General features: G+C 41.1%; 22 protein-coding genes. 7 read left to right on the top strand and 15 right to left on the bottom strand.

The window, feature by feature from the left end:
• Positions 1 to 90 precede the first annotated feature (90 nt).
• The 4 genes from rnr to oxyR form a co-directional block, all read right to left on the bottom strand.
• Positions 91 to 2,448 (bottom strand): ribonuclease R, encoded by a 2,358-nt coding sequence (gene rnr, locus DRF63_RS07715; RefSeq protein ID WP_005598710.1) that lies wholly within the window; start codon positions 2,446 to 2,448, stop codon positions 91 to 93.
• Positions 2,449 to 2,515: 67 nt separating this feature from the next.
• Entirely contained in the window at positions 2,516 to 3,031 is a 516-nt protein-coding gene (locus tag DRF63_RS07710) for a protein disulfide oxidoreductase (RefSeq protein ID WP_005618991.1), read from the bottom strand.
• Positions 3,031 to 3,663, bottom strand: a complete 633-nt coding sequence (gene fabR, locus DRF63_RS07705; RefSeq protein ID WP_112871322.1) for an HTH-type transcriptional repressor FabR — start codon at positions 3,661 to 3,663, stop codon at positions 3,031 to 3,033. Before fabR ends, DRF63_RS07710 begins: the two co-directional genes overlap by 1 nt.
• Positions 3,656 to 4,549, bottom strand: a complete 894-nt coding sequence (gene oxyR / locus DRF63_RS07700) for a DNA-binding transcriptional regulator OxyR (protein WP_005598715.1) — start codon at positions 4,547 to 4,549, stop codon at positions 3,656 to 3,658. Before oxyR ends, fabR begins: the two co-directional genes overlap by 8 nt.
• Positions 4,550 to 4,674: 125 nt before the next feature.
• Between oxyR and DRF63_RS07695 the strand changes: the two genes are divergently transcribed.
• Together DRF63_RS07695 and DRF63_RS07690 are read left to right on the top strand one after the other, a co-directional pair.
• Positions 4,675 to 5,409, top strand: coding sequence for a glutathione peroxidase (locus DRF63_RS07695; RefSeq protein WP_005598717.1), 735 nt, complete (start codon positions 4,675 to 4,677; stop codon positions 5,407 to 5,409).
• A 92-nt stretch (positions 5,410 to 5,501) separates the two neighbouring features.
• A complete protein-coding gene (locus DRF63_RS07690; protein ID WP_420313771.1) occupies positions 5,502 to 6,425 on the top strand; it encodes an IS256 family transposase, variant Zn-binding type in 924 nt (307 codons plus the stop codon).
• Positions 6,426 to 6,580: 155 nt separating this feature from the next.
• Here the strand turns inward: DRF63_RS07690 and fbp are convergent, their stop codons facing one another.
• The gene (gene fbp, locus DRF63_RS07685; RefSeq protein WP_005598591.1) at positions 6,581 to 7,585 is read right to left on the bottom strand and encodes a class 1 fructose-bisphosphatase; all 1,005 of its coding nucleotides are present in this window, start codon (positions 7,583 to 7,585) and stop codon (positions 6,581 to 6,583) included.
• Between the two features lie 122 nt (positions 7,586 to 7,707).
• On the opposite strand from fbp, the gene mpl reads away from it, so the two are divergent.
• Positions 7,708 to 9,072, top strand: coding sequence for a UDP-N-acetylmuramate:L-alanyl-gamma-D-glutamyl-meso-diaminopimelate ligase (gene mpl, locus DRF63_RS07680; protein ID WP_005620477.1), 1,365 nt, complete (start codon positions 7,708 to 7,710; stop codon positions 9,070 to 9,072).
• 90 nt (positions 9,073 to 9,162) lie between these two features.
• On the opposite strand, the gene fbpC is transcribed toward mpl, so the two are convergent.
• The 3 genes from fbpC to DRF63_RS07665 form a co-directional block, all read right to left on the bottom strand.
• The gene (gene fbpC / locus DRF63_RS07675) at positions 9,163 to 10,209 is read right to left on the bottom strand and encodes a ferric ABC transporter ATP-binding protein (RefSeq protein ID WP_005598589.1); all 1,047 of its coding nucleotides are present in this window, start codon (positions 10,207 to 10,209) and stop codon (positions 9,163 to 9,165) included.
• A gap of 46 nt (positions 10,210 to 10,255) precedes the next feature.
• Positions 10,256 to 12,319 carry an ABC transporter permease gene (locus DRF63_RS07670; protein ID WP_009875275.1) on the bottom strand — a complete coding sequence of 688 codons (2,064 nt, stop codon included), beginning with the start codon at positions 12,317 to 12,319 and terminating at the stop codon, positions 10,256 to 10,258.
• A 104-nt stretch (positions 12,320 to 12,423) separates the two neighbouring features.
• The gene (locus tag DRF63_RS07665) at positions 12,424 to 13,464 is read right to left on the bottom strand and encodes an ABC transporter substrate-binding protein (RefSeq protein WP_005598587.1); all 1,041 of its coding nucleotides are present in this window, start codon (positions 13,462 to 13,464) and stop codon (positions 12,424 to 12,426) included.
• A 290-nt stretch (positions 13,465 to 13,754) separates the two neighbouring features.
• On the opposite strand from DRF63_RS07665, the gene apxIC reads away from it, so the two are divergent.
• The 4 genes from apxIC (at position 13,755) to apxID (ending at position 21,000) form a co-directional block, all read left to right on the top strand.
• Positions 13,755 to 14,273 carry an RTX toxin-activating lysine-acyltransferase ApxIC gene (gene apxIC / locus DRF63_RS07660; protein WP_009875272.1) on the top strand — a complete coding sequence of 173 codons (519 nt, stop codon included), beginning with the start codon at positions 13,755 to 13,757 and terminating at the stop codon, positions 14,271 to 14,273.
• 9 nt (positions 14,274 to 14,282) lie between these two features.
• Positions 14,283 to 17,351: an RTX family hemolysin ApxIA gene (apxIA, locus tag DRF63_RS07655; RefSeq protein WP_005598583.1), complete on the top strand. Its 3,069-nt coding sequence runs from the start codon at positions 14,283 to 14,285 to the stop codon at positions 17,349 to 17,351.
• An 80-nt stretch (positions 17,352 to 17,431) separates the two neighbouring features.
• Positions 17,432 to 19,555 (top strand): RTX toxin T1SS ABC transporter permease/ATPase subunit ApxIB, encoded by a 2,124-nt coding sequence (apxIB, locus tag DRF63_RS07650; RefSeq protein WP_005618982.1) that lies wholly within the window; start codon positions 17,432 to 17,434, stop codon positions 19,553 to 19,555.
• Between the two features lie 8 nt (positions 19,556 to 19,563).
• On the top strand, positions 19,564 to 21,000 hold the full coding sequence (apxID, locus tag DRF63_RS07645; RefSeq protein WP_005618983.1) for an RTX toxin T1SS ABC transporter adaptor subunit ApxID: 1,437 nt from the start codon (positions 19,564 to 19,566) through the stop codon (positions 20,998 to 21,000).
• A gap of 81 nt (positions 21,001 to 21,081) precedes the next feature.
• Here apxID and DRF63_RS07640 read toward each other — a convergent pair whose 3' ends face one another.
• From DRF63_RS07640 to DRF63_RS07610, 7 genes are all read right to left on the bottom strand, one after another.
• Complete coding sequence (locus DRF63_RS07640) at positions 21,082 to 21,597, bottom strand: hypothetical protein (RefSeq protein ID WP_005598575.1); 516 nt, start codon at positions 21,595 to 21,597, stop codon at positions 21,082 to 21,084.
• Between the two features lie 61 nt (positions 21,598 to 21,658).
• Positions 21,659 to 22,864: a mannose-6-phosphate isomerase, class I gene (gene manA, locus DRF63_RS07635; RefSeq protein WP_005598573.1), complete on the bottom strand. Its 1,206-nt coding sequence runs from the start codon at positions 22,862 to 22,864 to the stop codon at positions 21,659 to 21,661.
• On the bottom strand, positions 22,861 to 23,319 hold the full coding sequence (locus DRF63_RS07630) for a DUF986 family protein (protein WP_043991878.1): 459 nt from the start codon (positions 23,317 to 23,319) through the stop codon (positions 22,861 to 22,863). The genes manA and DRF63_RS07630 overlap by 4 nt, the downstream gene beginning before the upstream one ends.
• Positions 23,320 to 23,417: 98 nt before the next feature.
• A complete protein-coding gene (locus DRF63_RS07625; RefSeq protein ID WP_005598569.1) occupies positions 23,418 to 24,254 on the bottom strand; it encodes a PTS mannose transporter subunit IID in 837 nt (278 codons plus the stop codon).
• 13 nt (positions 24,255 to 24,267) lie between these two features.
• Positions 24,268 to 25,068 (bottom strand): PTS mannose/fructose/sorbose transporter subunit IIC, encoded by an 801-nt coding sequence (locus DRF63_RS07620; RefSeq protein ID WP_005598566.1) that lies wholly within the window; start codon positions 25,066 to 25,068, stop codon positions 24,268 to 24,270.
• 12 nt (positions 25,069 to 25,080) lie between these two features.
• On the bottom strand, positions 25,081 to 26,052 hold the full coding sequence (gene manX / locus DRF63_RS07615) for a PTS mannose transporter subunit IIAB (protein ID WP_005598564.1): 972 nt from the start codon (positions 26,050 to 26,052) through the stop codon (positions 25,081 to 25,083).
• A 284-nt stretch (positions 26,053 to 26,336) separates the two neighbouring features.
• Positions 26,337 to 26,429, bottom strand: coding sequence for a methionine/alanine import family NSS transporter small subunit (locus DRF63_RS07610; RefSeq protein ID WP_005618985.1), 93 nt, complete (start codon positions 26,427 to 26,429; stop codon positions 26,337 to 26,339).
• Positions 26,430 to 26,431: the final 2 nt, after the last annotated feature.

The following is a 26,431-nucleotide window of genomic DNA, read 5'->3' as shown; positions in this document are numbered from 1 at the left end:
GCCTAAAAGAATAGGCTATATTAGTTTAAACGGAGAATTTGGGAAGCGGTAGAATTTGTAAGAAGTTTTGCAAATTTGACCGCTTATTCGCTATTTTTTACGTTGGCGACCGGACGATTTCTTGGCTGTTTTGGTCGCTTTTCCCTTAGCTTTAGATTTACCTTTTGCCGATTTGATTGTTTTAGGCTCTTTAAAAATCGGTTTATCGCCGGCATTTTTCTTTGCTTTTTGTTTGGCGGTTTTACCGACGGCAATGCCTTTACGCAGATTATCGATTAAAGCAAAGTCAATTTTCTTATCGTCTAAATTCACATTGATTACTTTCACTTTAACCGGATCACCTAAGCGGTAAATCACACCGCTGCCGCCGACTAAACGTTGTCTGTCCGCATCATAATGATAGTAATCATTGTCTAATGTTGAAATATGCACCAAGCCGTCGATCAATAACTCGTTGATTTTAACGAATAAACCGAAACCGGTTACGCTTGAAATCACACCTTCAAACTCTTCGCCGAGATGATCTTGCATAAATTCGCATTTCAACCAATCCGCCACTTCACGGGTCGCTTCGTCCGCCCGACGTTCGGCCGCCGAACATTTCTCGCCGAATTGGTCGATATCGTCCAATTTATAGTGATAACCGCCACAATCGGTATAATGTCTGGTATTGCCTTTTCCCTTTTCAATCAAGTATTTAATTGCACGGTGTAACAGCAAATCCGGATAACGGCGAATAGGTGAAGTAAAGTGAGCGTATTCGGTTAAAGCCAAACCGAAATGTCCGACGTTATCCGCTGAATAGACAGCTTGTTTGAGCGAGCGCAGTAACATAGTTTGAATCAATTCGCGATCCGGACGTTCGGCGAGTTGTTCGAGTAATACGGCATAATCTTTTGGTGTCGGATCAAGCACGACGTCCCAAGTGAGTCCGCATTCTTTGATAAAGGATTTAAAACTAGTGAGCTTTTCTTCGCTCGGTTTATCGTGAATACGGAATAACGCCGGTTCATTGGCTTTTTCGACAAGACGAGCGGCGGCAATATTCGCTAAAATCATACATTCTTCGATGATTTTGTGCGCATCGTTACGAATTAGCGGCTCGATACGTTCGATTCTGCCTTGCGGATTGAAAATAAATTGGTTTTCAATCGTTTCAAATTCAATCGCACCTCGATGACGACGAGTGTTTTGCAACACTTTAAACATCTCATTTAAAGTTTCCAAATGCGGTACCAGTGTTGCATAACGCTCACGTAACGCTTCGTCACCTTCTAATATTTTCCAAACTTTAGTATAAGTTAAGCGGGCGTGCGAGTTCATTACCGCTTGATAGAATTGATAGCCGGTCAGTTCGCCTTTTTTCGATACGGTCATTTCCGCCACCAAACATAATCTGTCCACTTGCGGATTTAATGAACATAAACCGTTTGACAGAATTTCCGGTAACATCGGGATCACTCGATTCGGGAAGTAAACCGAATTGCCGCGATTCGCCGCTTCCAAATCCAGTGCGGTTTTCGGACGAACGTAATAACTCACATCGGCAATCGCTACCCATAAACGCCAACCGTCGCCTTCTTTTCTGGCAAAGACGGCGTCGTCAAAATCTCGTGCGTCTTCCCCGTCAATCGTTATTAACGGTAAATCACGCAGATCTACACGGCCAGCTTTCGCTTCTTCCGGCACTTCTTCGCTGAATTGGCGAATTTGTTTTTCTACGCCTTCCGGCCAAACGTGCGGAATGTCGTGGTTACGTAGAGCGATTTCGATTTCCATCCCCGGTGCAAGATTATCGCCTAAGATTTCGGTAATAAAGCCGACCGGACGAGTAAAACCGGCTTTACGTTCTTGCAGTTCGACCACAACCACTTGTCCCATTCTTGCACCCATACGGTGTTCGTCGGGAATTAAAATATCTTGGCTGATACGGCTATCGTCCGGTACTACGAAGCCGATACCGCTTTCAAGGAAGAAACGACCGACAATTTGTTTTTTACGTGCTTCCAATACGCGAACGATTCGTACTTCACGGCGACCTCGGCGATCGGTGCCGTTCGGTTGGGCAAGCACGAAGTCACCGTGCATCACGCGTGTCATTTGGCTATTCGGAATAAACCAATCGTCACTTTTTTCGCCGCCTTCCACTTGCAGAAAACCGTAGCCGTCACGATGACCGATAACCGTACCTTTCAGCAAATCCATTTTTTCCGGTAACGCATAACGTTTACCTTTGGTAAAAATTAATTGCCCGTCGTTTTCCATCGCTCGTAAGCGACGGCGAACGCCTTCGATACGTTCTTCATCATAAATATGGAAAGCTTCGAGTAATTCTTCACGACTCATCGGCGCATCGAATGCTCGAATGGTTTGTAAAATAAATTCTCTGCTCGGTACGGGATTTTCGTACTTTTCGCTTTCTTGTTGGTAATTCGGATCAATTATCATAATGTACTCTTTATATATGTTAAAGCGGTCTGATTTGCAGAAAAATTTACAAATCAGACCGCTCGAATTAAGTTAAGTTACTGAGCCAAAGGCGGACTTTAAGTCCCCAATAACTCGTAAGCCCTGTTGTATGTTGAACGATTTCGCCGTCTTTAATGATGAGAACCGTCGGAGTCGCTTGAATATCCCAGCTTTTGGAGATTACGCCGTCAGGATCATTGATAACGGGGAAGCGGTAATCTTCTTGTTTGAGGTAATCGACGACATCTTGCGGCGTACCGGATTTAAGTGCAACGCTTAAAACGGGAACATTCTCATCGGCAAATTGTTGAATTGCCGGCGAAGTGAATTTGCAATAGGTACACCAACTGCCCCAAAAGTACAGTAACATTGGTCGGTCGTGACTAAGTTGGGCGATCATTTTCGGCTGGTGCTGTAAATCATATAAAACTTGTTGCGCAAATTGGTTCGGCGCACTCGGTTTACGATACCAATCAATCACGGTACTTAGCACGATAAACATTAATCCGTAGAAAAAAATGTTTTTACCGAAACGTGAAAGCATAGCGTATTTGTTCTGCATTATTGGTGTTCCTTGTCGTGGCTATAAGTATAAGAAGCCGCTCCTCTGGCTAACATTCTTAATTGCATAATCACGCGTTTTTTTAATTTTTCTCGCTCTTGCGTATTCATATCAAGCGCATAAGAGCCGGCGGTAAATACGATAGTCACTAAGCCTTCGGCTTGGATATAGGCGATTTCACGGCTGCTGTTCGGATCTTTCGCCATAATATAATCGGTCAGCTCGGCAATAAAATGTTGAATCTCGCGCGATGCCGCGGTACGAAACGCTTGCGAAGTACCGGAACTTTCTCGTAGCAGTAAGCGGAACACATTCGGGCGATCGGCAATTAACTCGAAGAAAGTATCGGTCGAAACGGCGACTACGCTTCCGCCGGTCGCAATACGCTTGCGCGCTTGGCGCATTAATTGACGTAAGAGTAATCCCGATTCGTCCACCATCGCCAATCCTAATTCGTCCATATCTTTAAAATAGCGATAGAATGAAGTCGGCGCAATACCGGCTTCTCTGGACACTTCGCGTAAACTCAAGTTAGAAAAACTTTTTTCCGCACTTAATTGGTTAAAAGCCGCATCCACCAATGCACGACGCGTTTTCTCTTTTTGTTGGGCGCGGATACCGATATTACTCATGAATTTTCTCTTGTTTCATAATCTTGGAAACTTCTTTTGCAAGACGTTCGTAACGAATACGTAGCGGTGAACCCGGACGATAAATTAAGCCGACGGTGCGATAAGGTTTAGGTTCATCAAATGTGAGGTAATTCAGCCCCTCGCAAGGCTTCGCCGCTAATTCCGGAATAAGTGACATCCCGACGTTCGCCGCCACCATATTACGTAACGTTTCAAGATTGGTCGCTTTAAAGTGCGTGCTTTCTTTGGCACCGACGGATAAGCAATAATCAAGCGTTTGCGTACGTAGGCAATGCCCGTCGTCTAAAAAGAGTAATTCTTTATCTTTTAAGTATGAAATATCCATCTTACTTTTATGCGACCACTCATGTTTATCTGAAACCGCTAAAAGCATTTGTTCGTTAAAAATAGGCACTTCGATAAAGGGTTCGCTTTCTTTGACAAAAGCTAAAATTCCGCAATCCAGTTGTCCGGATTCAAGTTGATCAACCAGTTGCGTGGTTTGCAGCTCATAAATATAGAGTTCCAACTCGGGGAATGTCGATTTCAATGCCGGCAATACAAGTGGTAAAAGGTACGGACCAAGGGTCGGAATAATGCCGACATGCAGCGGTCCGGACATTTCTTTCCCTTGGTTACTTGCCATCTCTTTTAGCACTTTTACTTCACGTAAGACGGCTTTCGCTTGTTCGACAAGAGTTAAACCGGCTTGGGTAAATAATACCTTACGGCTGGTACGTTCAAGTAATACCGTACCTAATTCGTCCTCTAGTTTGCGAATTTGACCGCTTAGTGTCGGCTGGCTGACGTTACAGGCGTCCGCCGCTCGGCGGAAATGTTTATAGTCTGCTAAAGCGATTAAATATTCTAAATCTCTAATATTCACAACTACTCCTCATGAGATCAAAGGATGACTGTTTTCCTATTAATTAAATAGGATGAATTATGGCATATTTAGGTGTAGAATGCGTGCGGTTTTTGAAAAACATTATGTAAAATAGGAGAATTTTTATGTCTTTAAAAGATATGACGGGTCAAAAAGTACCTAACGTAACCTTCCACACACGTCAAGGCGATGCTTGGGTCGATGTAACCACAGCGGAATTATTCGATAATAAAACCGTTATCGTTTTCTCACTTCCGGGCGCATTTACCCCGACTTGTTCATCAACTCACTTACCGCGTTATAACGAATTAGCGTGCGAATTTAAAGCGGCGGGTGTCGATGACATTATCTGTATGTCTGTTAATGATACATTCGTAATGAACGCATGGAAAGCGGACCAAGAATCTGAAAACGTTACGGTAATTCCGGACGGTAACGGTGAATTTACCGAAGGCATGGGTATGTTGGTCGGTAAAGAAGACTTAGGTTTCGGTAAACGTTCATGGCGTTATTCTATGCTCGTGAAAAACGGCGTAGTTGAAAAAATGTTCATCGAGCCGCAAGAACCGGGCGATCCGTTCAAAGTATCCGATGCGGATACCATGATGAAATATTTAGTCCAAGGTTGGGCGCCGAAAGAATCGGTATCAATCATCACTAAACCGGGCTGTCCTTTCTGCGCGAAAGCCAAAGCGTTATTAAAAGAGAAAGGTTATACTTTTGAAGAAATCGTATTAGGTCGCGACGCTTCAACAATTTCCGTACGTGCGATTACCGGTAAAACATCGGTTCCGCAAGTATTCATCGGCGGTAAATACATCGGCGGTAGCGACGATTTAGCCGCATATTTTACAAAATAATCGGCAAAATTGGCATAGTAGACCAAAAGGTTGGTAAAAAGTGGGTTAAAGCCTTATAGTACAAGGCTTTAACCTACCTTTTTGAAATATGAATAAAAACTTGCCCTTTTTGTCAATCTTCCAAAACACAAAAGTATGGCTTTAAAAATAAGCTTCAACGTTATAAATGTTCAGCTTGCAATAAAATATTTACCTTAACATCTAAATTAAATTCGACCCAAATTTGGTTGGATTATTCTGTTGGAAAACAAACATATCAACAACTCGCTAATAAATATCAGTGTTCAGTAAGAACGATTCAACGATATTTAGAAAAGGCTCCTAAAGCCTTCTTAAAAGCCCCTCAAAATAAATATTTAAACTTAATTATTGATACTACTTTCTTTCATCGTGATTTTGGCGTGATGGTTTTTATTGATAGCCTTTCAACCAAAGTGGTTTATCACCAAATTGTGAAAACGGAAAAAGATATTTATTACAAGAAAGCCACCAATCATTTAAGAGAAAAAGGCTATATCATTCAATCAATTACCTGTGATGGCAGGCGTGGCTTATTGAAAGATTTAATGAATACGCGCACGCAAATGTGCCAATTTCATTTAGTAGCAATCGTGATGAGAGCATTAAGAAAAAAGCATCAATCGCACGCAGGAAGAGAATTAAAAACGATAATAAAGACGTTAAAAGTCAGTTCAAAAAATGAATTTTATTTAAAAATACATCACTGGAAAATAAAACATAAAGCCTTTTTAGAGGAACGGTCAGATAAACCGAATGAAAAAGGAAAATATCCTTATAAACATCGTAATGTGAGAAGTGCTTATACAAGTATAAAACGTTATATGGATTATATTTTTACGTATGAAAAGTATCCTGAGTTAAATATTGAAAAGACGACAAATCGAATAGAAGGATTATTTAAAGAATTAAAAGACAAATTACGCCCACATAGCGGATTAACGAGAAAGCATAAGATATTGTTTATACAGGACTTTTTAAATAAAAAGAGTCGGTAAAAATTTCTAAACATAATCATTACCAACCCTTTTGTCCAATAGAGGCATAGTTCGACAAAATACCAACCTTTTTGTCTACTATGCGGCAAAATTAACCGCTTAATATAAAAAAACCGAACGTTTTAAAGCGTTCGGTTTTTTGTTTTATCTCGGTATTATTCTGCACATTCCTGCATAAATTTGTCCGCTTGCTTAACCATTGAGGTCGAACCGACAAAGAACGGCACGCGCTGATGCAGTTCGCTCGGTTTAATATCCAAAATCGGATTAAAACCGTCTGTTGCCATACCGCCGGCTTGTTCGGCTAAGAATGCCATCGGATTACCTTCATACAATAAACGTAATTTACCTTTCGGATAAACGGTTGAAGTCGGATAAATATAGATACCGCCTTTTAAAAGGTTGCGGTGGAAATCCGATACTAACGAACCGATATAACGTGATGAATACGGACGTTTAGTCGCTTCGTCACTTTCTTGGCAATATTTAATGAATTTTTTCACGCCCATCGGGAATGTCACATATTGTCCTTCATTAATCGAATAGTATTTACCTTCCGTCGGCATTTTCATATCCGGATGTGAAAGGATAAATAAACCGAGCGACGGATCGTAAGTGAAACCGTTTACCCCGTTACCGGTGGTATATACCAACATCGTTGATGAACCGTAAGTCACATACCCCGACGCTACTTGTTTACGTCCTTCTTGTAAGAAGTCTTCCATCGTCACCGGCGAGCCGATCGGCGAGACGCGTTTATAAATAGAGAAAATCGTACCGACCGAAACGTTTACGTCAATATTGGAAGAACCGTCCAACGGATCGGTCATCAGAATATATTTAGCGTTTTTAGCGCGATCATTTTCAAATGCGACAAAATTATCGTCTTCTTCGGATGCAAAACCGGCAACTTCTTCACGAGCCAGTAACGCCTTTTTCATCGTTTCGTTAGCGAATACGTCTAATTTCATTTGCGCTTCGCCTTGAATATTCTCCGAACCGGCTACGCCTAAAATATCTTGGCTTAAACCGGCGCGGTTAATTTCTCGGTGAATAATTTTAGCGGCAAGTCGAATAGACGATAAAATACCGCTTAATTCGCCTTTCGCTTCCGGGTACTCCGCTTGTTTTTCAATAATAAATTCGCCGAGTGTTTTCATAATTTCTCCTTGGGCTATGCTAGAATAGTAAGTAATATTATAGAGATAAACCGATGTTACCTCTAATAAGGTACAACAATTTTGTGACATTGATCACATATTTTTTACATGAAGGTGAATTTATGAGACAAAAACATATTCATATCTTGGGAATCTGCGGAACATTTATGGGTGGTGTCGCAATGATTGCTCGAGAACTCGGCTATAAAGTAACGGGTTCGGACACTAACGTTTATCCGCCGATGAGTACATTTTTAGAAAGCCACGGTATTGATATTATCCCGAATTACGATGTCGCACAGTTGCAACCTGCACCGGATTTAGTGGTAATTGGGAATGCAATGAGCCGGGGCAATCCTTGCGTAGAATATGTATTGGATAATCAGCTAAATTACACTTCGGGTCCGCAATGGTTACATGATCATCTGTTAAAAGATCGCTGGGTGTTAGCCGTATCCGGTACGCACGGTAAAACCACCACCACTGGTATGCTGGCTTGGATTTTAGATCAAAATAATCTTGATGCCGGTTTCTTAATCGGCGGGGTTGCCGGTAATTTCGGTATTTCGGCGCGTGCCGGCTCAAGCAAATTCTTTGTAATTGAAGCGGACGAGTATGATTCGGCATTCTTTGACAAGCGGTCTAAATTTGTGCATTACACGCCGAAAACGTTAATTATCAATAATATTGAGTTTGACCACGCCGATATTTTTGACGACTTAAAAGCAATCCAACGCCAATTCCATCATTTAGTACGTACCATGCCGAGTAGCGGTTGTATTCTTTCGGCGGCAGCGGATGAGAATGTACAAAATACGCTAAAAATGGGTAGTTACAGCGAGCTGCAATTTATCGGCGAAGATAAACAATGGTTTGCCAAACCGATTTCTGCCGATTGTTCGCATTTTGAAGTATTCCACAAAGGTGAAAAAGCCGGCGAAGTCAAATGGAATATTATCGGGGCGCATAATATGCATAATGCACTAATGGCGATTGCCGCGGCACATCACGCCGGCGTATCGGTAGCAGGTGCTTGCGATGCGCTCGGTTCATTCATTAATGCAAACCGCCGTTTAGAAGTAAAAGGCGAAGTGAACGGCATTACCGTCTATGACGACTTTGCTCACCATCCGACCGCAATTGCCGCAACAATTAACGCTTTACGTGGCAAAGTCGGCAAAGAACAACGTATTTTGGCGGTGCTTGAACCCCGTTCCAATACGATGAAAATGGGCTTGCATAAAGAAGAAATTGCACCGAGTTTAGTTGATGCGAATGCGGTATTCGTTTACCAACCGGACACGATTCCGTGGGCGGTTTCAGTGATTACCGATAATTTAACCCAACCTGCCAAATGGTCGGCGGATTTAGATGAATTGGTCAAAATGATTGTGGAAGAAGCGAAACCGACGGACCATATTTTAGTGATGAGTAACGGTGCGTTTGGTGGAATTCATCAGAAATTGCTACAAGCATTGAAAGCTTAACGAGTAGGGCGGATATTCCCGCCCTACAATATCTTAAAGTGGTGTCATTGCAAAAATTTTCGCAAAAATGACCGCTTGTTTTCCTGTTACTTACTCTTTGTTCAGTAAGAAAATGCCTTGCTCGGTAAAGTGGATAAATGCTTTTGTGGCATCGGGATCAAATTGATCCGGGTTCGCATTAATTAATACGTCTTTACCGTTCCAATTCGCTACGATTTCCCAGTGATTACCCATATAAACCGCACTCTTAATTTGGCAACGTTGGCTGGTCTCGCCTGTGGCGGTGAGTCGGATTGCTTCCGGACGTACGCCGACTAAACATGCACCGTCCGCAACACTAAAATCAGCGGCGTTATGTAACGGGAAGCGATAATCGCCGATAGATACCGTACCTTGATTTAAGTTACCGTCAAAAATGGTTGATTCGCCCATAAAATTCGCAAGGAATAAAGAATTCGGTCGTAAATAAAGATCTTTTGCCGGTGCTTTTTGCATAATTTTGCCTTTGTTCATCACGATAACTTCATCCGAAACCGCAAACGCTTCGGTTTGGTCGTGCGTAACATAAAGCGAGGTAATGCCTAAACGTTGTTGCAATTCACGAATTTTTTCACGCATCGAACGGCGTAAGTTGGCATCCAAGTTACTTAACGGCTCGTCAAATAATAACACTTTCGGTTTTAGCACTAAGGCACGAGCCAATGCAACACGTTGTTGCTGACCACCGGAAATTTGATCAACGAATCGATCTTCAAAACCGGCTAAATCCACCAGCTCCAATGCCTCTTTCACACGCTGTTTACGCTCTTCGTTACTTACGCCCTGCATACGTAAACCATAACCGACGTTATCGCCAATCGACATATGCGGGAATAGTGCATAAGATTGGAACACAATACAAATATCTCGATTTTGAATCGAAGATTTGGTTACATCTTCGCCATCAATAAAAATTTGACCGCTTGTCGGGTTCTCAAGCCCTGCCACTAAGCGTAATACGGTGGTTTTACCGCAGCCGGATGGCCCTAATAAAGTGACCATCGTGCCACGTTTAATCACTAAATCTAAATTATCAATTACCGTTGCTTTACCGAAAGATTTGGTAATATTTTTCAGTACTAAGAAATCGTTGTTCATAATATTTTGCCTTTTATACACGAGCGACAATACCGCCCGGGACGAATTAATCTGCTTTTTTCGCTTTTGATTTTGCGATACGAGTGTCCCCGACAATCCAGTCGAAGAATAAAATGATCGCCATCATCACAACAATTAAGATTGAACCGTATGCGATAGCCACCCCGTACTCACCGTCTTCCACACGGTTTAAAATATAAGCGGTTGCAACACGAGTATCTGCGGTCACAAGGAACACAATCGCACTCACGGTTGTCATCGCACGTACGAAACTGGTCACTAATGCGGATAACAATGCCGGTTTCAATAATGGGAAGACGATAAACCAAATGGTTTTTAACGAACTGCCTTTTAATGATAATGAGGCTTCATCCAATGATTTATCCAACTGCCCAAGTCCCGCAATTGCCGCACGCATACCGATCGGTAAATCTCGCATTACCATTGAAATAATAATGATGATACCGGTGCCGGTAATATACATTGGCGCATCATTAAAGGCGAGAATATAAGACACACCGGCAACCGTACCCGGTACGGCAAAGCACAGCATAGTTAAGAACTCAAGAGTTTTCTTACCTTGGAAATCTTTACGCACCACAATATAAGCGATTAATAAACCGAATAACGCAGTGAGCGGTGCGGCAATACCGGCGTAAATCATGGTATTGATTAAAGACGGCCACGCCCCGTCACTTAAACCTTGCCCGAATAACATCGCATAGTTATTTAAGGTTAGGGTGTAATCTACCCCCCAGTTTACCGTGAAGCTACCGTAGAAAATGCTGCCGTATAACGCAAAGTTAAAGACGACCCAGAAGCCCAACATTACAATAATGGTATATTTCAAACCGCTTGGTAAATCTTGCACATCGCCACGATAAGATTTACCGGAAACGGTCACATAAGAGCGATTACCAATCCACATATACTGAACGATAAAGATCAGTAATGAGAAAATCAGCAACATCGAACCTAAGGTACTTGCCGAAGCATAATCTAATTGTGAGCCGGCAATATAGAAATAAATTTGAGTAGCGATTACGTCAAAGCTACCGCCTAAAACCAATGGGTTACTGAAGTCGGCGAGCGATTGGATAAACACGATTAAAAATGAATTTGCCAATGCCGGACGTAATAACGGGAAAATAATGTTGTAGAAAGTTTGATAGCGGTTTGCTCGTAACGTATAAGACGCTTCTTCAATCGAAGGGTGAATTGATTTTAACGCACCGTCTAAAATCATAAATGAAATCGGGGCGAAAGCAAGAATCTGAGCAATCGCAATCCCGTTAAAACCATACAGCCAGTTATGATCTTTAAAGCCGAAATAGGTATCTAAAAATTCGGTCACGTAGCCCGAACGACCAAGCATTAAAGTTACGCCAAGACCCACCACAAACGGCGGTGTCACAATCGGTAGGATTGAGAAAATTTTCCCGATAAAGGCGGTACGGTGAGCGATACGAGTAGTATAAAGCGCAAACGCTAAACCGAAAACGGTTGAAACAATGCCGACAAAGCCGGAAAGGAATAAAGAGTTACTGATTACTCGAACAATATAACCCTGCCCTAAAATTCTGACCACTTGTTCCGGTGCGAACGTTTCTCCGTCATAAAACATCGAAATAAAAATCGCAACGGTCGGATAAACGATAAAAAAGAAAATCAGCAAGATGATACTGAGCAATGCGGCAATAATAAATTTATCGCCTTGCATCATTTTGAGTTTAGCAAAAGCAAAGGTGGCAAGTGCGGTTAAGGTGGCAATTAATACGATAACCGAATAGCCCATACTGACCTTATAAATCGTTGCCGAAATAAAGGCGAATAATAGTATGAAAGAAATTAAACCTAATTCGACTTTTGCTTGCGTTTCGGTCGAAAGTTTTAAAGAAGGCAGTAGCCAAAAACCGATCAAAGGTAAAAACCAAAGTATCGTCAGATTGACGGAAGACCAACCCATCGCATCGAGAAATTCATCTGCGGTACTCTCCAATAAGCCGTAATCTAGAGCTTTGGACGGGAGAGCAATAAATGCAATAAGTGAGAGCAGAATCCAAAAGTGGCTAGATTCAAACAGCGATCTTTTATTTGTAATAGAATCCATATAGCCTCACAACAACTAATAAAAATATTGAAAAGCAAGCGGTCGTTTTCGCTGATTTTTTGCAAATTTTTTGCGAAAAACGACCGCTTATCAAAGGCGAATAATTATTTCGCTAATTTTATTTCATCAACCCATTTATTTATTAAGCGTTTACGTTCGTCACTTGCACCGTATTTTTCAAAATCGTAATCAATTAATTTTAGTTTAGTCAGATCAAAAGCAAGCGGAGATTGTTCAGCCGTGGTATTGGTTAGCGTTTGTAACGCTTGACCTTTTTTCCATGCGGTTTCCTGACCTTCTTTAGAAAGCGCGAAATCAACGAATAATTTAGCGTTATCTAAGTTTCTCGCACCTTTTAAGATACTTACACCGCCTAATTCATAACCAGTACCTTCACACGGCACAACCATTTCAAGTGGTGCACCTTGTTCTTTTTCTAATGCATAGTCGTGTAAGAAGCCGATACCGACTGTTGTTTCGCCACGAGCAGCATTACGTGCCGGTGTGATACCTGATTTGGTATATTGAGAAATATTCGGATGGAGATGTTTGAAGTAATCGAACGCTTTATCTTCGCCCCAAAGTTGAGCGAAAGTTGCGATAGCGGTATAGGCTGTACCTGAACTTTGCGGGTCGGCAATTTGAATTTCACCTTTTAATTTCGGATCGGTTAAATCGTTCCAGCATTGCGGAATCTTTTCAATGCCTAATTTTTTCAAACGTTCTGTATTTACCGCAAAGCCTAAAATACCGATATATACTGCAGAACTTAAATTGCCTTTTACTTTTGCCGGATCTTGGAATTTCGGCATAATTTGATCGATATTCGGCGAACGATACGCTTCTAATAAGCCTAATTCACCCGCTTGCGATTGCGGGTCTAAAGTACCGCCGTACCAAACGTCCGCTTGCGGATTATTTTTTTCCGCTTCGATTTTTGCAAAGGTACTGCCGGAACCGTTTCGGATAAAAGAGGTTTTCACATCATATTTTTGTTCGAATGTTTTTGCCGCATTCTCACACATCACATTGGTCGCACTACAGTAAATCACTAAACGTCCTTTTGCCTGAGCCGCCGAACTGAACATTAAGCCCGCACCAAGTAATGCGGTTGAAACCGCTAAAGAAAGTTTTCCAAATTTCATAATCAAAGCCTCATATTGAGCATAAATCAACAAAATGCCGCGAATATAATCGAAAGCATTTTTCTTATTGGAACTAATTTACCGTAATTGAATAAAAAATACCGTGAAGCAGTTCACAAAATACGAGATTAATGAGCGATATTGTTATAAAATCATAATGTAAACCTCATTTGTAATGAATTGGTAAATTATATAAATAATCAAAAAACTTACTTTTTTTTATTTTTATCGGTAAGTATTTACAATCAAGTCAGACAAACGGCAATATTGTTATAAATCTGGGGGGATGAATGAGTAAAAAAATTAATGGATTTGAGGTTTTAGGAGAGGTGGCATGGTTATGGGCAAGTTCTCCTTTACATCGAAAGTGGCCGCTTTCTTTGTTAGCAATTAATGTGCTACCTGCGATTGAGAGTAATCAATATGTTTTGTTAAAGCGTGACGGTTTTCCTATTGCATTTTGTAGCTGGGCAAATTTGAATTTGGAAAATGAAATTAAATACCTTGATGATGTTGCCTCGCTAGTTGCGGATGATTGGACTTCCGGCGATCGTCGATGGTTTATAGATTGGATAGCACCGTTCGGAGACAGTGCCGCATTATACAAACATATGCGAGATAACTTCCCGAATGAGCTGTTTAGGGCTATTCGAGTTGATCCGGACTCTCGAGTAGGGAAAATTTCAGAATTTCATGGAGGAAAAATTGATAAGAAACTGGCAAGTAAAATTTTTCAACAATATCACTTTGAATTAATGAGTGAGCTAAAAAATAAACAAAATTTTAAATTTTCATTAGTAAATAGCTAAGGAGACAACATGGCTAACTCTCAGCTCGATAGAGTCAAAGGATTGATTGATTCACTTAATCAACATACAAAAAGTGCAGCTAAATCAGGTGCCGGCGCATTAAAAAATGGTTTGGGACAGGTGAAGCAAGCAGGGCAGAAATTAATTTTATATATTCCGAAAGATTATCAAGCTAGTACCGGCTCAAGTCTTAATGATTTAGTGAAAGCGGCGGAGGCTTTAGGGATCGAAGTACATCGCTCGGAAAAAAACGGTACCGCACTAGCGAAAGAATTATTCGGTACAACGGAAAAACTATTAGGTTTCTCGGAACGAGGCATCGCATTATTTGCACCTCAGTTTGATAAGTTACTGAATAAGAACCAAAAATTAAGTAAATCGCTCGGCGGTTCATCGGAAGCATTAGGACAACGTTTAAATAAAACGCAAACGGCACTTTCAGCCTTACAAAGTTTCTTAGGTACGGCTATTGCGGGTATGGATCTTGATAGCCTGCTTCGTCGCCGTAGAAACGGTGAGGACGTCAGTGGTTCGGAATTAGCTAAAGCAGGTGTGGATCTAGCCGCTCAGTTAGTGGATAACATTGCAAGTGCAACGGGTACGGTGGATGCGTTTGCCGAACAATTAGGTAAATTGGGCAATGCCTTATCTAACACTCGCTTAAGCGGTTTAGCAAGTAAGTTAAATAACCTTCCAGATTTAAGCCTTGCAGGACCTGGGTTTGATGCCGTATCAGGTATCTTATCTGTTGTTTCGGCTTCATTCATTTTAAGTAATAAAGATGCCGATGCAGGTACAAAAGCGGCGGCAGGTATTGAAATCTCAACTAAAATCTTAGGCAATATCGGTAAAGCGGTTTCTCAATATATTATTGCGCAACGTGTGGCGGCAGGCTTATCCACAACTGCGGCAACCGGTGGTTTAATCGGTTCGGTCGTAGCATTAGCGATTAGCCCGCTTTCGTTCTTAAATGTTGCGGATAAGTTTGAACGTGCGAAACAGCTTGAACAATATTCGGAGCGCTTTAAAAAGTTCGGTTATGAAGGTGATAGTTTATTAGCTTCATTCTACCGTGAAACCGGTGCGATTGAAGCGGCATTAACCACGATTAACAGTGTGTTAAGTGCGGCTTCCGCAGGTGTTGGGGCTGCTGCAACCGGCTCATTAGTCGGTGCGCCGGTAGCAGCTTTAGTTAGTGCAATCACCGGTATTATTTCAGGTATTTTAGATGCTTCTAAACAGGCAATCTTCGAACGAGTTGCAACGAAATTAGCGAATAAGATTGACGAATGGGAGAAAAAACACGGTAAAAACTATTTTGAAAACGGTTATGACGCCCGCCATTCCGCATTCTTAGAAGATACCTTTGAATTGTTATCACAATACAATAAAGAGTATTCGGTAGAGCGTGTCGTTGCTATTACGCAACAGCGTTGGGATGTCAATATCGGTGAACTTGCCGGCATTACTCGCAAAGGTTCTGATACGAAAAGCGGTAAAGCTTACGTTGATTTCTTTGAAGAAGGAAAACTTTTAGAGAAAGAACCGGATCGTTTTGATAAAAAAGTGTTTGATCCGCTTGAAGGTAAAATCGACCTTTCTTCAATTAACAAAACCACTTTATTGAAATTTGTTACGCCGGTCTTTACCGCAGGTGAAGAGATTCGTGAGCGTAAGCAAACCGGTAAATACGAATATATGACCGAATTATTCGTTAAAGGTAAAGAAAAATGGGTGGTAACCGGTGTGCAGTCACATAATGCGATTTATGACTATACGAATCTTATCCAATTAGCGATAGATAAAAAAGGTGAAAAACGTCAAGTGACCATTGAATCTCATTTGGGTGAGAAAAATGATCGTATATATCTTTCATCCGGTTCATCTATCGTATATGCGGGTAACGGACATGATGTAGCATATTACGATAAAACCGATACAGGTTACTTAACATTTGACGGACAAAGTGCACAGAAAGCCGGTGAATATATTGTCACTAAAGAACTTAAAGCTGATGTAAAAGTTTTAAAAGAAGTGGTTAAAACTCAGGATATTTCAGTTGGAAAACGCAGTGAAAAATTAGAATATCGTGATTATGAGTTAAGCCCATTCGAACTTGGGAACGGTATCAGAGCTAAAGATGAATTACATTCTGTTGAAGAAATTATCGGTAGTAATCGTAAAGACAAATTCTTTGGTAGTCGCTTTACCGATATTTTCCATGGTGCGAAAGGCGATGATGAAATCTACGGTAATGACGGCCACGATATCTTATACGGAGACGACGGTAATGATGTAATCCATGGCGGTGACGGTAACGACCATCTTGTTGGTGGTAACGGAAACGACCGATTAATCGGCGGAAAAGGTAATAATTTCCTTAATGGCGGTGATGGTGACGATGAGTTGCAGGTCTTTGAGGGTCAATACAACGTATTATTAGGTGGTGCGGGTAATGACATTCTGTATGGCAGCGATGGTACTAACTTATTTGACGGTGGTGTAGGCAATGACAAAATCTACGGTGGTTTAGGTAAGGATATTTATCGCTACAGTAAGGAGTACGGTCGTCATATCATTATTGAGAAAGGCGGTGATGATGATACGTTATTGTTATCGGATCTTAGTTTTAAAGATGTAGGATTTATCAGAATCGGTGATGATCTTCTTGTGAATAAAAGAATCGGAGGAACACTGTATTACCATGAAGATTACAATGGGAATGCGCTCACGATTAAAGATTGGTTCAAGGAAGGTAAAGAAGGACAAAATAATAAAATTGAAAAAATCGTTGATAAAGATGGAGCTTATGTTTTAAGCCAATATCTGACTGAACTGACAGCTCCTGGAAGAGGTATCAATTACTTTAATGGGTTAGAAGAAAAATTGTATTATGGAGAAGGATATAATGCACTTCCTCAACTCAGAAAAGATATTGAACAAATCATTTCATCTACGGGTGCATTTACCGGTGATCACGGAAAAGTATCTGTAGGCTCAGGCGGACCGTTAGTCTATAATAACTCAGCTAACAATGTAGCAAATTCTTTGAGTTATTCTTTAGCACAAGCAGCTTAAGATAGTTATTTTTAGATGATAAATAGCAATCCTATATATATTAGGTGTGTAGGATTGCTATTTTATTTATGGAGGAGCAAATGGATTTTTATCGGGAAGAAGACTACGGATTATACGCACTGACGATTTTAGCCCAGTACCATAATATTGCTGTAAATCCGGAAGAACTAAAACATAAATTCGACCTTGAAGGAAAAGGCTTAGATCTAACCGCTTGGCTATTAGCCGCAAAATCATTAGAACTTAAAGCAAAACAAGTAAAAAAAGCGATTGATCGTTTGGCGTTTATCGCACTACCGGCACTTGTATGGCGAGAAGACGGTAAACATTTTATTTTGACTAAAATTGATAATGAAGCAAAAAAATATTTAATTTTTGATTTGGAAACGCATAATCCTCGCATTTTGGAACAAGCGGAATTCGAGAGCTTATACCAAGGAAAACTGATTTTAGTTGCATCAAGAGCTTCCATCGTAGGTAAGCTGGCAAAGTTTGACTTCACTTGGTTTATACCGGCGGTAATTAAGTATCGTAAGATTTTTATTGAAACGTTAATTGTTTCAATTTTTTTGCAAATTTTCGCACTAATTACACCGCTTTTTTTCCAAGTCGTGATGGATAAAGTCTTGGTACACCGAGGTTTTTCAACCTTAAATGTGATTACGGTGGCATTAGCGATCGTCGTGCTGTTTGAAATTGTGCTAAACGGTTTACGTACCTATATTTTTGCGCATAGTACCAGCCGTATTGATGTGGAGTTGGGAGCAAGATTATTCAGACATTTATTAGCACTCCCAATCTCTTATTTTGAAAATCGTCGAGTCGGCGATACGGTGGCTCGTGTACGAGAACTCGATCAAATTCGTAACTTCTTAACCGGGCAGGCACTTACTTCCGTGTTGGATTTAATGTTTTCCTTTATCTTCTTTGCAGTGATGTGGTATTACAGCCCTAAACTTACTCTTGTGATTTTAGGCTCGTTACCGTTTTATATGGGGTGGTCGATTTTTATCAGCCCTATTTTACGTCGCCGTTTAGATGAAAAATTCGCACGTGGTGCGGACAATCAGTCATTCTTAGTGGAATCGGTGACTGCAATCAATACGATTAAAGCGTTGGCGGTTACCCCTCAAATGACTAATACCTGGGATAAGCAATTAGCCAGCTATGTATCGGCGGGATTCCGTGTAACCACATTAGCTACTATCGGACAGCAAGGTGTACAATTTATTCAAAAAGTCGTGATGGTTATTACCTTATGGCTAGGCGCACATTTAGTGATTTCAGGCGATTTAAGTATCGGACAATTAATCGCATTTAATATGTTATCCGGTCAAGTGATTGCACCGGTGATTCGTTTAGCGCAACTTTGGCAAGATTTCCAACAAGTGGGAATTTCGGTAACGCGTTTAGGTGATGTTTTAAACTCTCCGACCGAGAGCTATCAAGGAAAATTGGCGTTACCGGAAATTAAAGGCGATATTACCTTCCGTAATATACGCTTCCGCTACAAACCGGATGCGCCGGTGATTTTAAATGATGTGAATTTATCGATTCAGCAAGGTGAAGTGATCGGTATCGTAGGACGTTCAGGCTCAGGGAAGAGCACCTTAACGAAATTAATTCAACGTTTTTATATTCCGGAAAACGGTCAGGTATTAATAGATGGGCATGATTTAGCATTGGCGGATCCGAACTGGCTACGTCGTCAAGTCGGGGTGGTATTACAAGATAACGTACTATTAAATCGTAGTATTCGAGATAATATTGCCTTAGCGGATCCGGGTATGCCAATGGAAAAAATTGTCCATGCGGCAAAATTAGCCGGCGCACATGAATTTATTTCTGAATTGCGTGAGGGATATAACACGATTGTTGGTGAGCAAGGTGCGGGGCTATCTGGCGGGCAACGCCAACGTATTGCGATTGCACGCGCTTTGGTGAATAACCCGAAAATCTTAATTTTTGATGAAGCGACCAGCGCATTAGATTATGAATCCGAGCATATTATCATGCGCAATATGCACCAGATTTGTAAAGGGAGAACGGTAATTATCATTGCACACCGTTTATCTACGGTAAAAAATGCCGACCGTATTATTGTGATGGAAAAAGGTCAGATTGTGGAACAAGGTAAGCATAAAGAGCTGCTTGCTGATCCAAACGGCTTATATCACTACTTACACCAATTACAATCGGAATAGGAGGACTTATGAAAACATGGCTAATGGGTTTATATGAGTTTTTCCAACGCTATAAAACGGTTTGGACGGAGATCTGGAAAATTCGTCATCAATTGGATACGCCGGATCGAGAAAAGGATGAAAATGAATTTTTACCTGCACACTTAGAGCTGATTGAAACACCGGTGTCAAAAAAACCGAGATTGATCGCTTATTTAATTATGCTGTTCCTATTTTTGGCATTAGTTATTTCAATTGTCAGTCACGTAGAAATTGTGGCGACCGCAACGGGTAAATTAGCGTTTAGCGGACGTAGCAAAGAAATTAAGCCGATTGAAAACGCCTTGGTTAAAGAAATCTTTGTGCAAGACGGACAATTTGTTGAGAAAGATCAGTTGCTGTTACACTTGACCGCATTGGGAGCCGATGCGGATCAACAAAAAACCAAAAGTTCGTTATCGCTGACTAAATTGGAACGTTATCGTTATGAAATTTTATTAGAGGCGGTTGCGGCGGATAGGTTGCCGCTCATTGAACTGACAAAGGATGAATTTAAACATGCTACGGAAGAAGATAAAACCAGAATTCGCTATTTGATCACCGAGCAATTTGAAGCTTGGCAAAAGCAAAAGTATCAAAAAGAATTAGCTTTGCAACGTAGAGAAGCAGAAAAACAAACGGTTCTAGCTAATATTCGTAAATATGAGGGAATCAGTCGAGTTGAAAATGAAAGATTAAAAGATCTTAAAAAATTATTTAATTCGAAATCGACTTCTAAACATGATGTCTTGACTCAAGAAAATCGTCATATCGAAGCGGTAAATGAGTTGGCGGTGTATAAATCTCGGTTGAATGAAGTGGAAAGTGACTTACGTCAAGCCAAAGAGGAAATACATTTAATAACTCAGTTGTTTAGAGCCGATATTCTGGAGAAGTTGAAACAAAATGTTGAAGCGGAGAAACAGCTTTCGCTCGAATTAGAAAAAAATGAGCAGCGTCAAATTGCTTCGGTGATTCGTGCGCCGGTTTCCGGTACGGTTCAGCAACTTAAAACCCATACGGTAGGCGGCGTCGTGACGACTGCCGAAACCTTGATGGTAATTGCTCCGGAAGATGATGTTTTAGAGGTAACGGCGTTAATTCAAAATAAGGATATCGGTTTTATCGAGGTCGGTCAGGATGCGGTGATTAAAGTAGAAACTTTTCCTTATACTCGTTACGGCTATTTAATGGGTAAAGTAAAAAATATCACGCTGGAAGCCATCGAACATCCGCAACTCGGTCTAGTTTTTAACTCGATTATTTCTATTGATAGAAAAACTTTATCCGGCAAAGACGGCAAAGAAATTGAACTTGGATCAGGTATGAGTGTGACGGCGGAAATTAAAACTGGAGAACGTAGCGTTATTAGTTATTTACTCAGTCCGTTGGAAGAATCCGTTTCGGAGAGTTTAAGAGAACGCTAAAGCAGATAAAACAAGCGGCCATATTTTCTTACTTTTTTGCAAAAAACGTATGAAATATGACCGCTTGTCGTTTGTAAAAGACTATTTATTTACAATAATTTTAGCACCGTTAGAAAATACGATCTGACGAGCTTCAAATTGAGCGGAGAGCTGTGCTTGCGGGTTTAGAAATACGGCTTGTGCTTCTTGCGGTAAGTCTGAAACCGGTACGGCAAAGGCAAGTTCCGCCGTGGTTTGGCGTTTTAAGTTATCTTTAAAGGTAACGGGCGCATCTTGCGTGAGGATAACTTTATCATTGTAAACATAGTTTACCGCCCATTGAACGATACGAATATTGCGTTTGGTTTTATTTTCAATACTGTATTTAAAGCTAACCATCGGCTGCCCTTCTTTATTTTTAGCCAATTCATAACCGAAAAAACGTAACCCGATACTGTCATTAAATTGTTTAAGGCGTTTTTCTTTAGCCGAAAGAGGTGCATTTTTCGTTACTGATTTATGTTCAACCGTCGGTTGAATTTTATTGCCTTCAGCTTGAGCATTAAACGCTAAAAAGAATGATGCTACCGCCGTGCTAAGTAATTTAATGTGTTTCATAATTCACCTCGTAATGAGAGCTAAAAGCCGACTTGATATATTACGCTATATATTGTCAGATTTACGGCACAGTTGCAATGACCGCATAACCGTCCGATTCGGCAATAATCTCGACTTGGCTTTCCGCCGCAATGAAAATCGCTTCGCCTTGTTGGAGATAAATGGACTCTTCACCGAGGTCGATATAGATACTGCCTTTCATCACCAATAAGATACTTGCACAGTCGGCCGTAAAGTTTTCTTCGTCAAATGCGTTGAATTGCATATGTTGCAATGCAAAATCTTTCGCTTCAGGCGTCGGATAAAGATGAATGAAACCGTCGTTTTCTTGATAAGGCGGAATAATCTTCGGGGTAATCGGGCGATAATCTATCGAATGTAATAACGCCGGCACATCAATATATTTCGGAGTTAAGCCGCCGCGGATAACGTTATCCGAATTTGCCATTAATTCAATATTTTGCCCGCGCAAATAAGCGTGCGGTAAACCGGCTCCTTGATATAAACCTTCGCCTTTTTTCATATGCACGATATTGAAGAAATAGAAACAAATTAAACCGCCGTCGATTTCTTCAAGCGGCGATTGCATATTTTCTACAATGTAACACACCCAATAATCGGGATTATCCAACTTCAGTTTATCCGCTTGATATTCTTCGCGTTTGGCTTCGACGACCGGTAAAATCCATTGGGCAAGTTGCTGTTTATCGGCTTGCATAATATCCGCATACACAAGCGGCAGCCCTTTTTCTTCCAAGGCTTGAGCAATCGGTTTGAGCGAGTCGTGTACTTGAAGCGCGGCTTGAATATCGATAATCGGTTTGAAGCCGTGCAACGCCCAGACATCCGATAATGCGATCATCATTTCAGGTTTATGATTGACGTCTTTATAAATTCGATTTGGTGCGTTAAGCGGAATATTACGCAGATTTTCTTGTTCGAATCCGTACTCGGCTTCATTTTTAGTCGGATGAACTTGAATGGAAAGCGGTTGTTTTATATCTAAAATTTTCAATAGATAAGGCAATGTGTCGCCGAATTGGGTGCGAATTTTTTCCCCGAGTAATTCGGGTGTCGTTTCAATCACTTTATCCAGAGGAAGCCAATTTTGTTCAAACAGGATTTCGGAAGGGGCAACGGGATGCGCACCCAGCCAATATTCGGCATAAGGTTTGTCATCGGGATCGGATAACTTAAGGAAATTCGGGATAAAGTTCATACCTCCCCAAACATAATGCTGAAATTTCCCTTTTAGTTTAAAAATCATTGTTTATATCCTCCAAAGAAGTTCACGACTTTTTCAATATCTTCTTTCTCTTGAATACGCGCGAGTAAACGTCTACCGCTTTTTAAATCGATGACTAAGATATTATTGTCAGCCAGATTAATTTGTACGATATTTTTATACTCGAAAAAGATATTGCCGAAGAAGAAGCCGCTCTCTTTTAATAGCAAATAAGGCGAACGTAAAAAGGCAGTATAGATACAGAGTATAACCGAAAAGGCTAACAAGTAAATGGTTAATGCTTCAATCCCGTTTTGAATACCGTAAATGATCGGCAAGATAATCAAACCGATTAGGATCCATGCATCGGCTTTAACTTGTTTTTGTAAGCGTACGGCAAGTTTGGTTTCACCTTTTAACTTAGGCATAATACTTTGATCGTAGATAGCGAACAGTATCACGGCAATAATACCCACCAAAAGAATAAAATTTGTCATTTGTGCGATCCGAAAATAAAAAGAAACAAGCGGTCATTTTTCGTCAAAAATTTGCAAAATTTGATAAAAATATGACCGCTTAGTGGTTTAGATATTTATTAAGCTAATGCGCCTGTCGCTGCGCCTAAGATACCGATGACAAAGAAACCAAGGATAATCCAAAGTGCGTTTACACGGTTACGTAATAACCACATACAAGCGAACGTTAGAAGTAACGGTAATAATCCCGGCATTAAGCTATCTAGGATTTGCTGGATTGTCGTGGTTTGTTCGACACCGTCTTGCATTTTAATCGTGGATACGACAAGCGGAACATTTATACTGGTCCATTTCTGAACAAGCGCACCCATAATAAATAAACCTAGTATAGAAGCCCCTTCGGTTAATTTCTGTAATAAGCCGCCGCTCATATCTTGTACGACATCCAAACCTTTTTTATAGCCGTAAGTCACGCCGTAATAACGGGTTGCCAAACGGACAAGGTTAAAGAGTACGAAGAATAGAATCGGACCTAAAATACTACCGGTTAAGGCAATACCCGCACCGAGTGCGGCGAATACCGGACGGGCGGTTCCCCAATAAATCGGATCGCCTACACCGGCTAACGGTCCCATAAGACCGACTTTGATACCGTTAATCGCTGCATCATCAATCGCTTTACCGTTAGCTCGTTCTTCTTCCATTGCAATGGTCACCCCTAATACCGGCGCGGCAACGAAAGGCTGAGTATTAAAGAATTCGAGATGGCGTTTAATCGCATCTTTACGCTCTTGCGAATTCGGATCCGGATATAAACGTTTGATCACCGGTGAGATGGAATACATAAAACCAAGTGCCTGCATACGTTCAAAGTTCCATGAACCTTGGAACAGGTTAGAACGGAGAACAACTGCATTTAAATCGCTTTGCGTTACTTTTTTAATTTCGTTTGTCATTTTATTTTCTCCATTAATCTAATCTGTTATCAAGGTCGTTATCTTGGTTTGCCGCAACGACGACTTGTTGGCTTTTGTTATATTTAGGGTGAATTTGAATATAAAGCACGGCCATAATCGTACCGAGTACGCCGAGCGCAACTAGGTTGAAGTCTGTAAATGCTGCAATGACGAATCCCGCATAGAAGAACGGCATTAAATGACCGGCGCGCATCATATTGATGACCATGGCGTAACCGACGACCGCAATAAATCCGCCTGCAATTTTCAGACCGGTGGTCACGACTTCCGGAATGGCATTTAACATGGTTTGTACGACATCGGTACCAGCGGTTAATGCAACGATTAACGCAGGGATAGCGATACGCATCGCTTGTAACATTAATGCACCGAAGTGAATCCAGTCTAAGCGATTAAGATTACCGTCTAATACCGACTTATCGGCGGCGTGTTGGAAACCGACGGTAATGGCGCGAACCACATACGTTAAAACTTGACCGGCTGCCGCTAACGGAATGGCGACGGCGATACCGGTTGCAATATCTTGTCCGCCGACAATGACTAAGATGGTTGAGATAACCGACGCGAGTGCCGCATCCGGTGCTAATGCCGCACCGATATTCATCCAGCCTAAGGCTAATAATTCCAGAGAACCGCCGACGATAACGCCGGTTTTTACATCACCCAATACCAAACCGATTAAGGTACAAGCGATTAACGGGCGATGCGTTTGGAATTCGTCAAGAATAGAGCCCGCACCGCAAATACAGGACACGAGGAAGACAAGAATGACTTGTAAAGTTGAAATTTCCATTTTAGTTTCCTTTTAGATTAAGCTGTTTTTCTTTAATAAATCCATCATATACTGACGAGCGTCATTTGACACTTTACGCACATCCAGCTCAATGCCTTTAGCGTCTAATGTTTTGAAGGCATCAATGTCTTGATCATCCACCGCTACTGCGGAAGTTATCATTTTTTTACCGTCTTTATACGCCATACCGCCGATATTGATCGATTCGAACGTAACGCCGGCATCCGACAAACGTACGACATCGGTCGGATTAGTGAAAAGTAACATCATACGTTCGCCGGCATATTCGGGATTGTTATACACTCGAATCATTTTATCGACCGGTACTACGTGTGCGGTTACCCCGGGAGGCGCAACGCTTTTCAGCATGGTTGAACGTACCGTATCTTTAGCCACATCATCATTAACGACAACGATGCGAGTGACTCTGCTTTCCTTTGTCCAACGTGTTGCAACTTGTCCGTGAATTAATCGGTCGTCAATACGAGCCAAGCCGATTGTTAAATGCCCGACTCCGTTATTTTGTACCGTTGTCGGTTGAGCGACCGGAGCGGGTTTAACTTCCGGTTCTACCGCCGTTTGTTCTTGCTCTTTTAATGCTCGAACGCCTAAACGACCGGCTTCTAAAGCGATTTCTACTAACTCATCTAAAGACGGACCGTCATCACGCGCCATAAAGGTTTCGACTAACATCGGCACATTAACACCGGTAACGATATTCATATTTTGTTTACCGTCGATAGTTCGATTTGCCGCATTAAACGGACTGCCGCCCCATGTATCGACTAAAAATAATACTTCATCACAGTGTGCCAATTCGTTAGCGAGTTTAGCTTGGTATTTCCCCATAATGGTTTCAGCATTCTCACCGGGTACGAAATCTATATAAGCAACATCGGACTGTTCACCAATCAGCATCTCGGTCGTTTTGAGCAGCTGTTCAGCGGCGACACCGTGGGTTGCTATGATAATAGCAATACTCATTTTTTACTCCTTAATGGGATTTTTTAGAAACTGTTTTTTCAAATAGAGTGAAAATCGGAGTAAATTCTAGATAAAAATTTACACAAAACAATTGTGAATTTTCTAAATTGTGATCAGTATCTCATTTAAAAGATGTTTTTGTATGTTATATAACCAAATCTATACAATTCATTAACTTTACTTATAAAAATAATTATCTGCAGTGAAGTGAGTAAAACACAAAAAAATACCGCTATTCTTATAAGGAATAACGGTATTCGTTTGAAGATATAGATATGAGAAAGTTATTCTTTCGGTAATCGTTTTACGGCAAGGGCTAATCCGCCCCAGATAATGATTAACGCAACACACATCATAATAACTGCTGAAGTACTCATTT

The sequence above is a fragment of the Actinobacillus pleuropneumoniae genome (genome assembly GCF_003290385.1).
Taxonomy (GTDB): domain Bacteria; phylum Pseudomonadota; class Gammaproteobacteria; order Enterobacterales; family Pasteurellaceae; genus Actinobacillus; species Actinobacillus lignieresii.
This window is presented reverse-complemented; position numbering and strand designations above follow the sequence as displayed.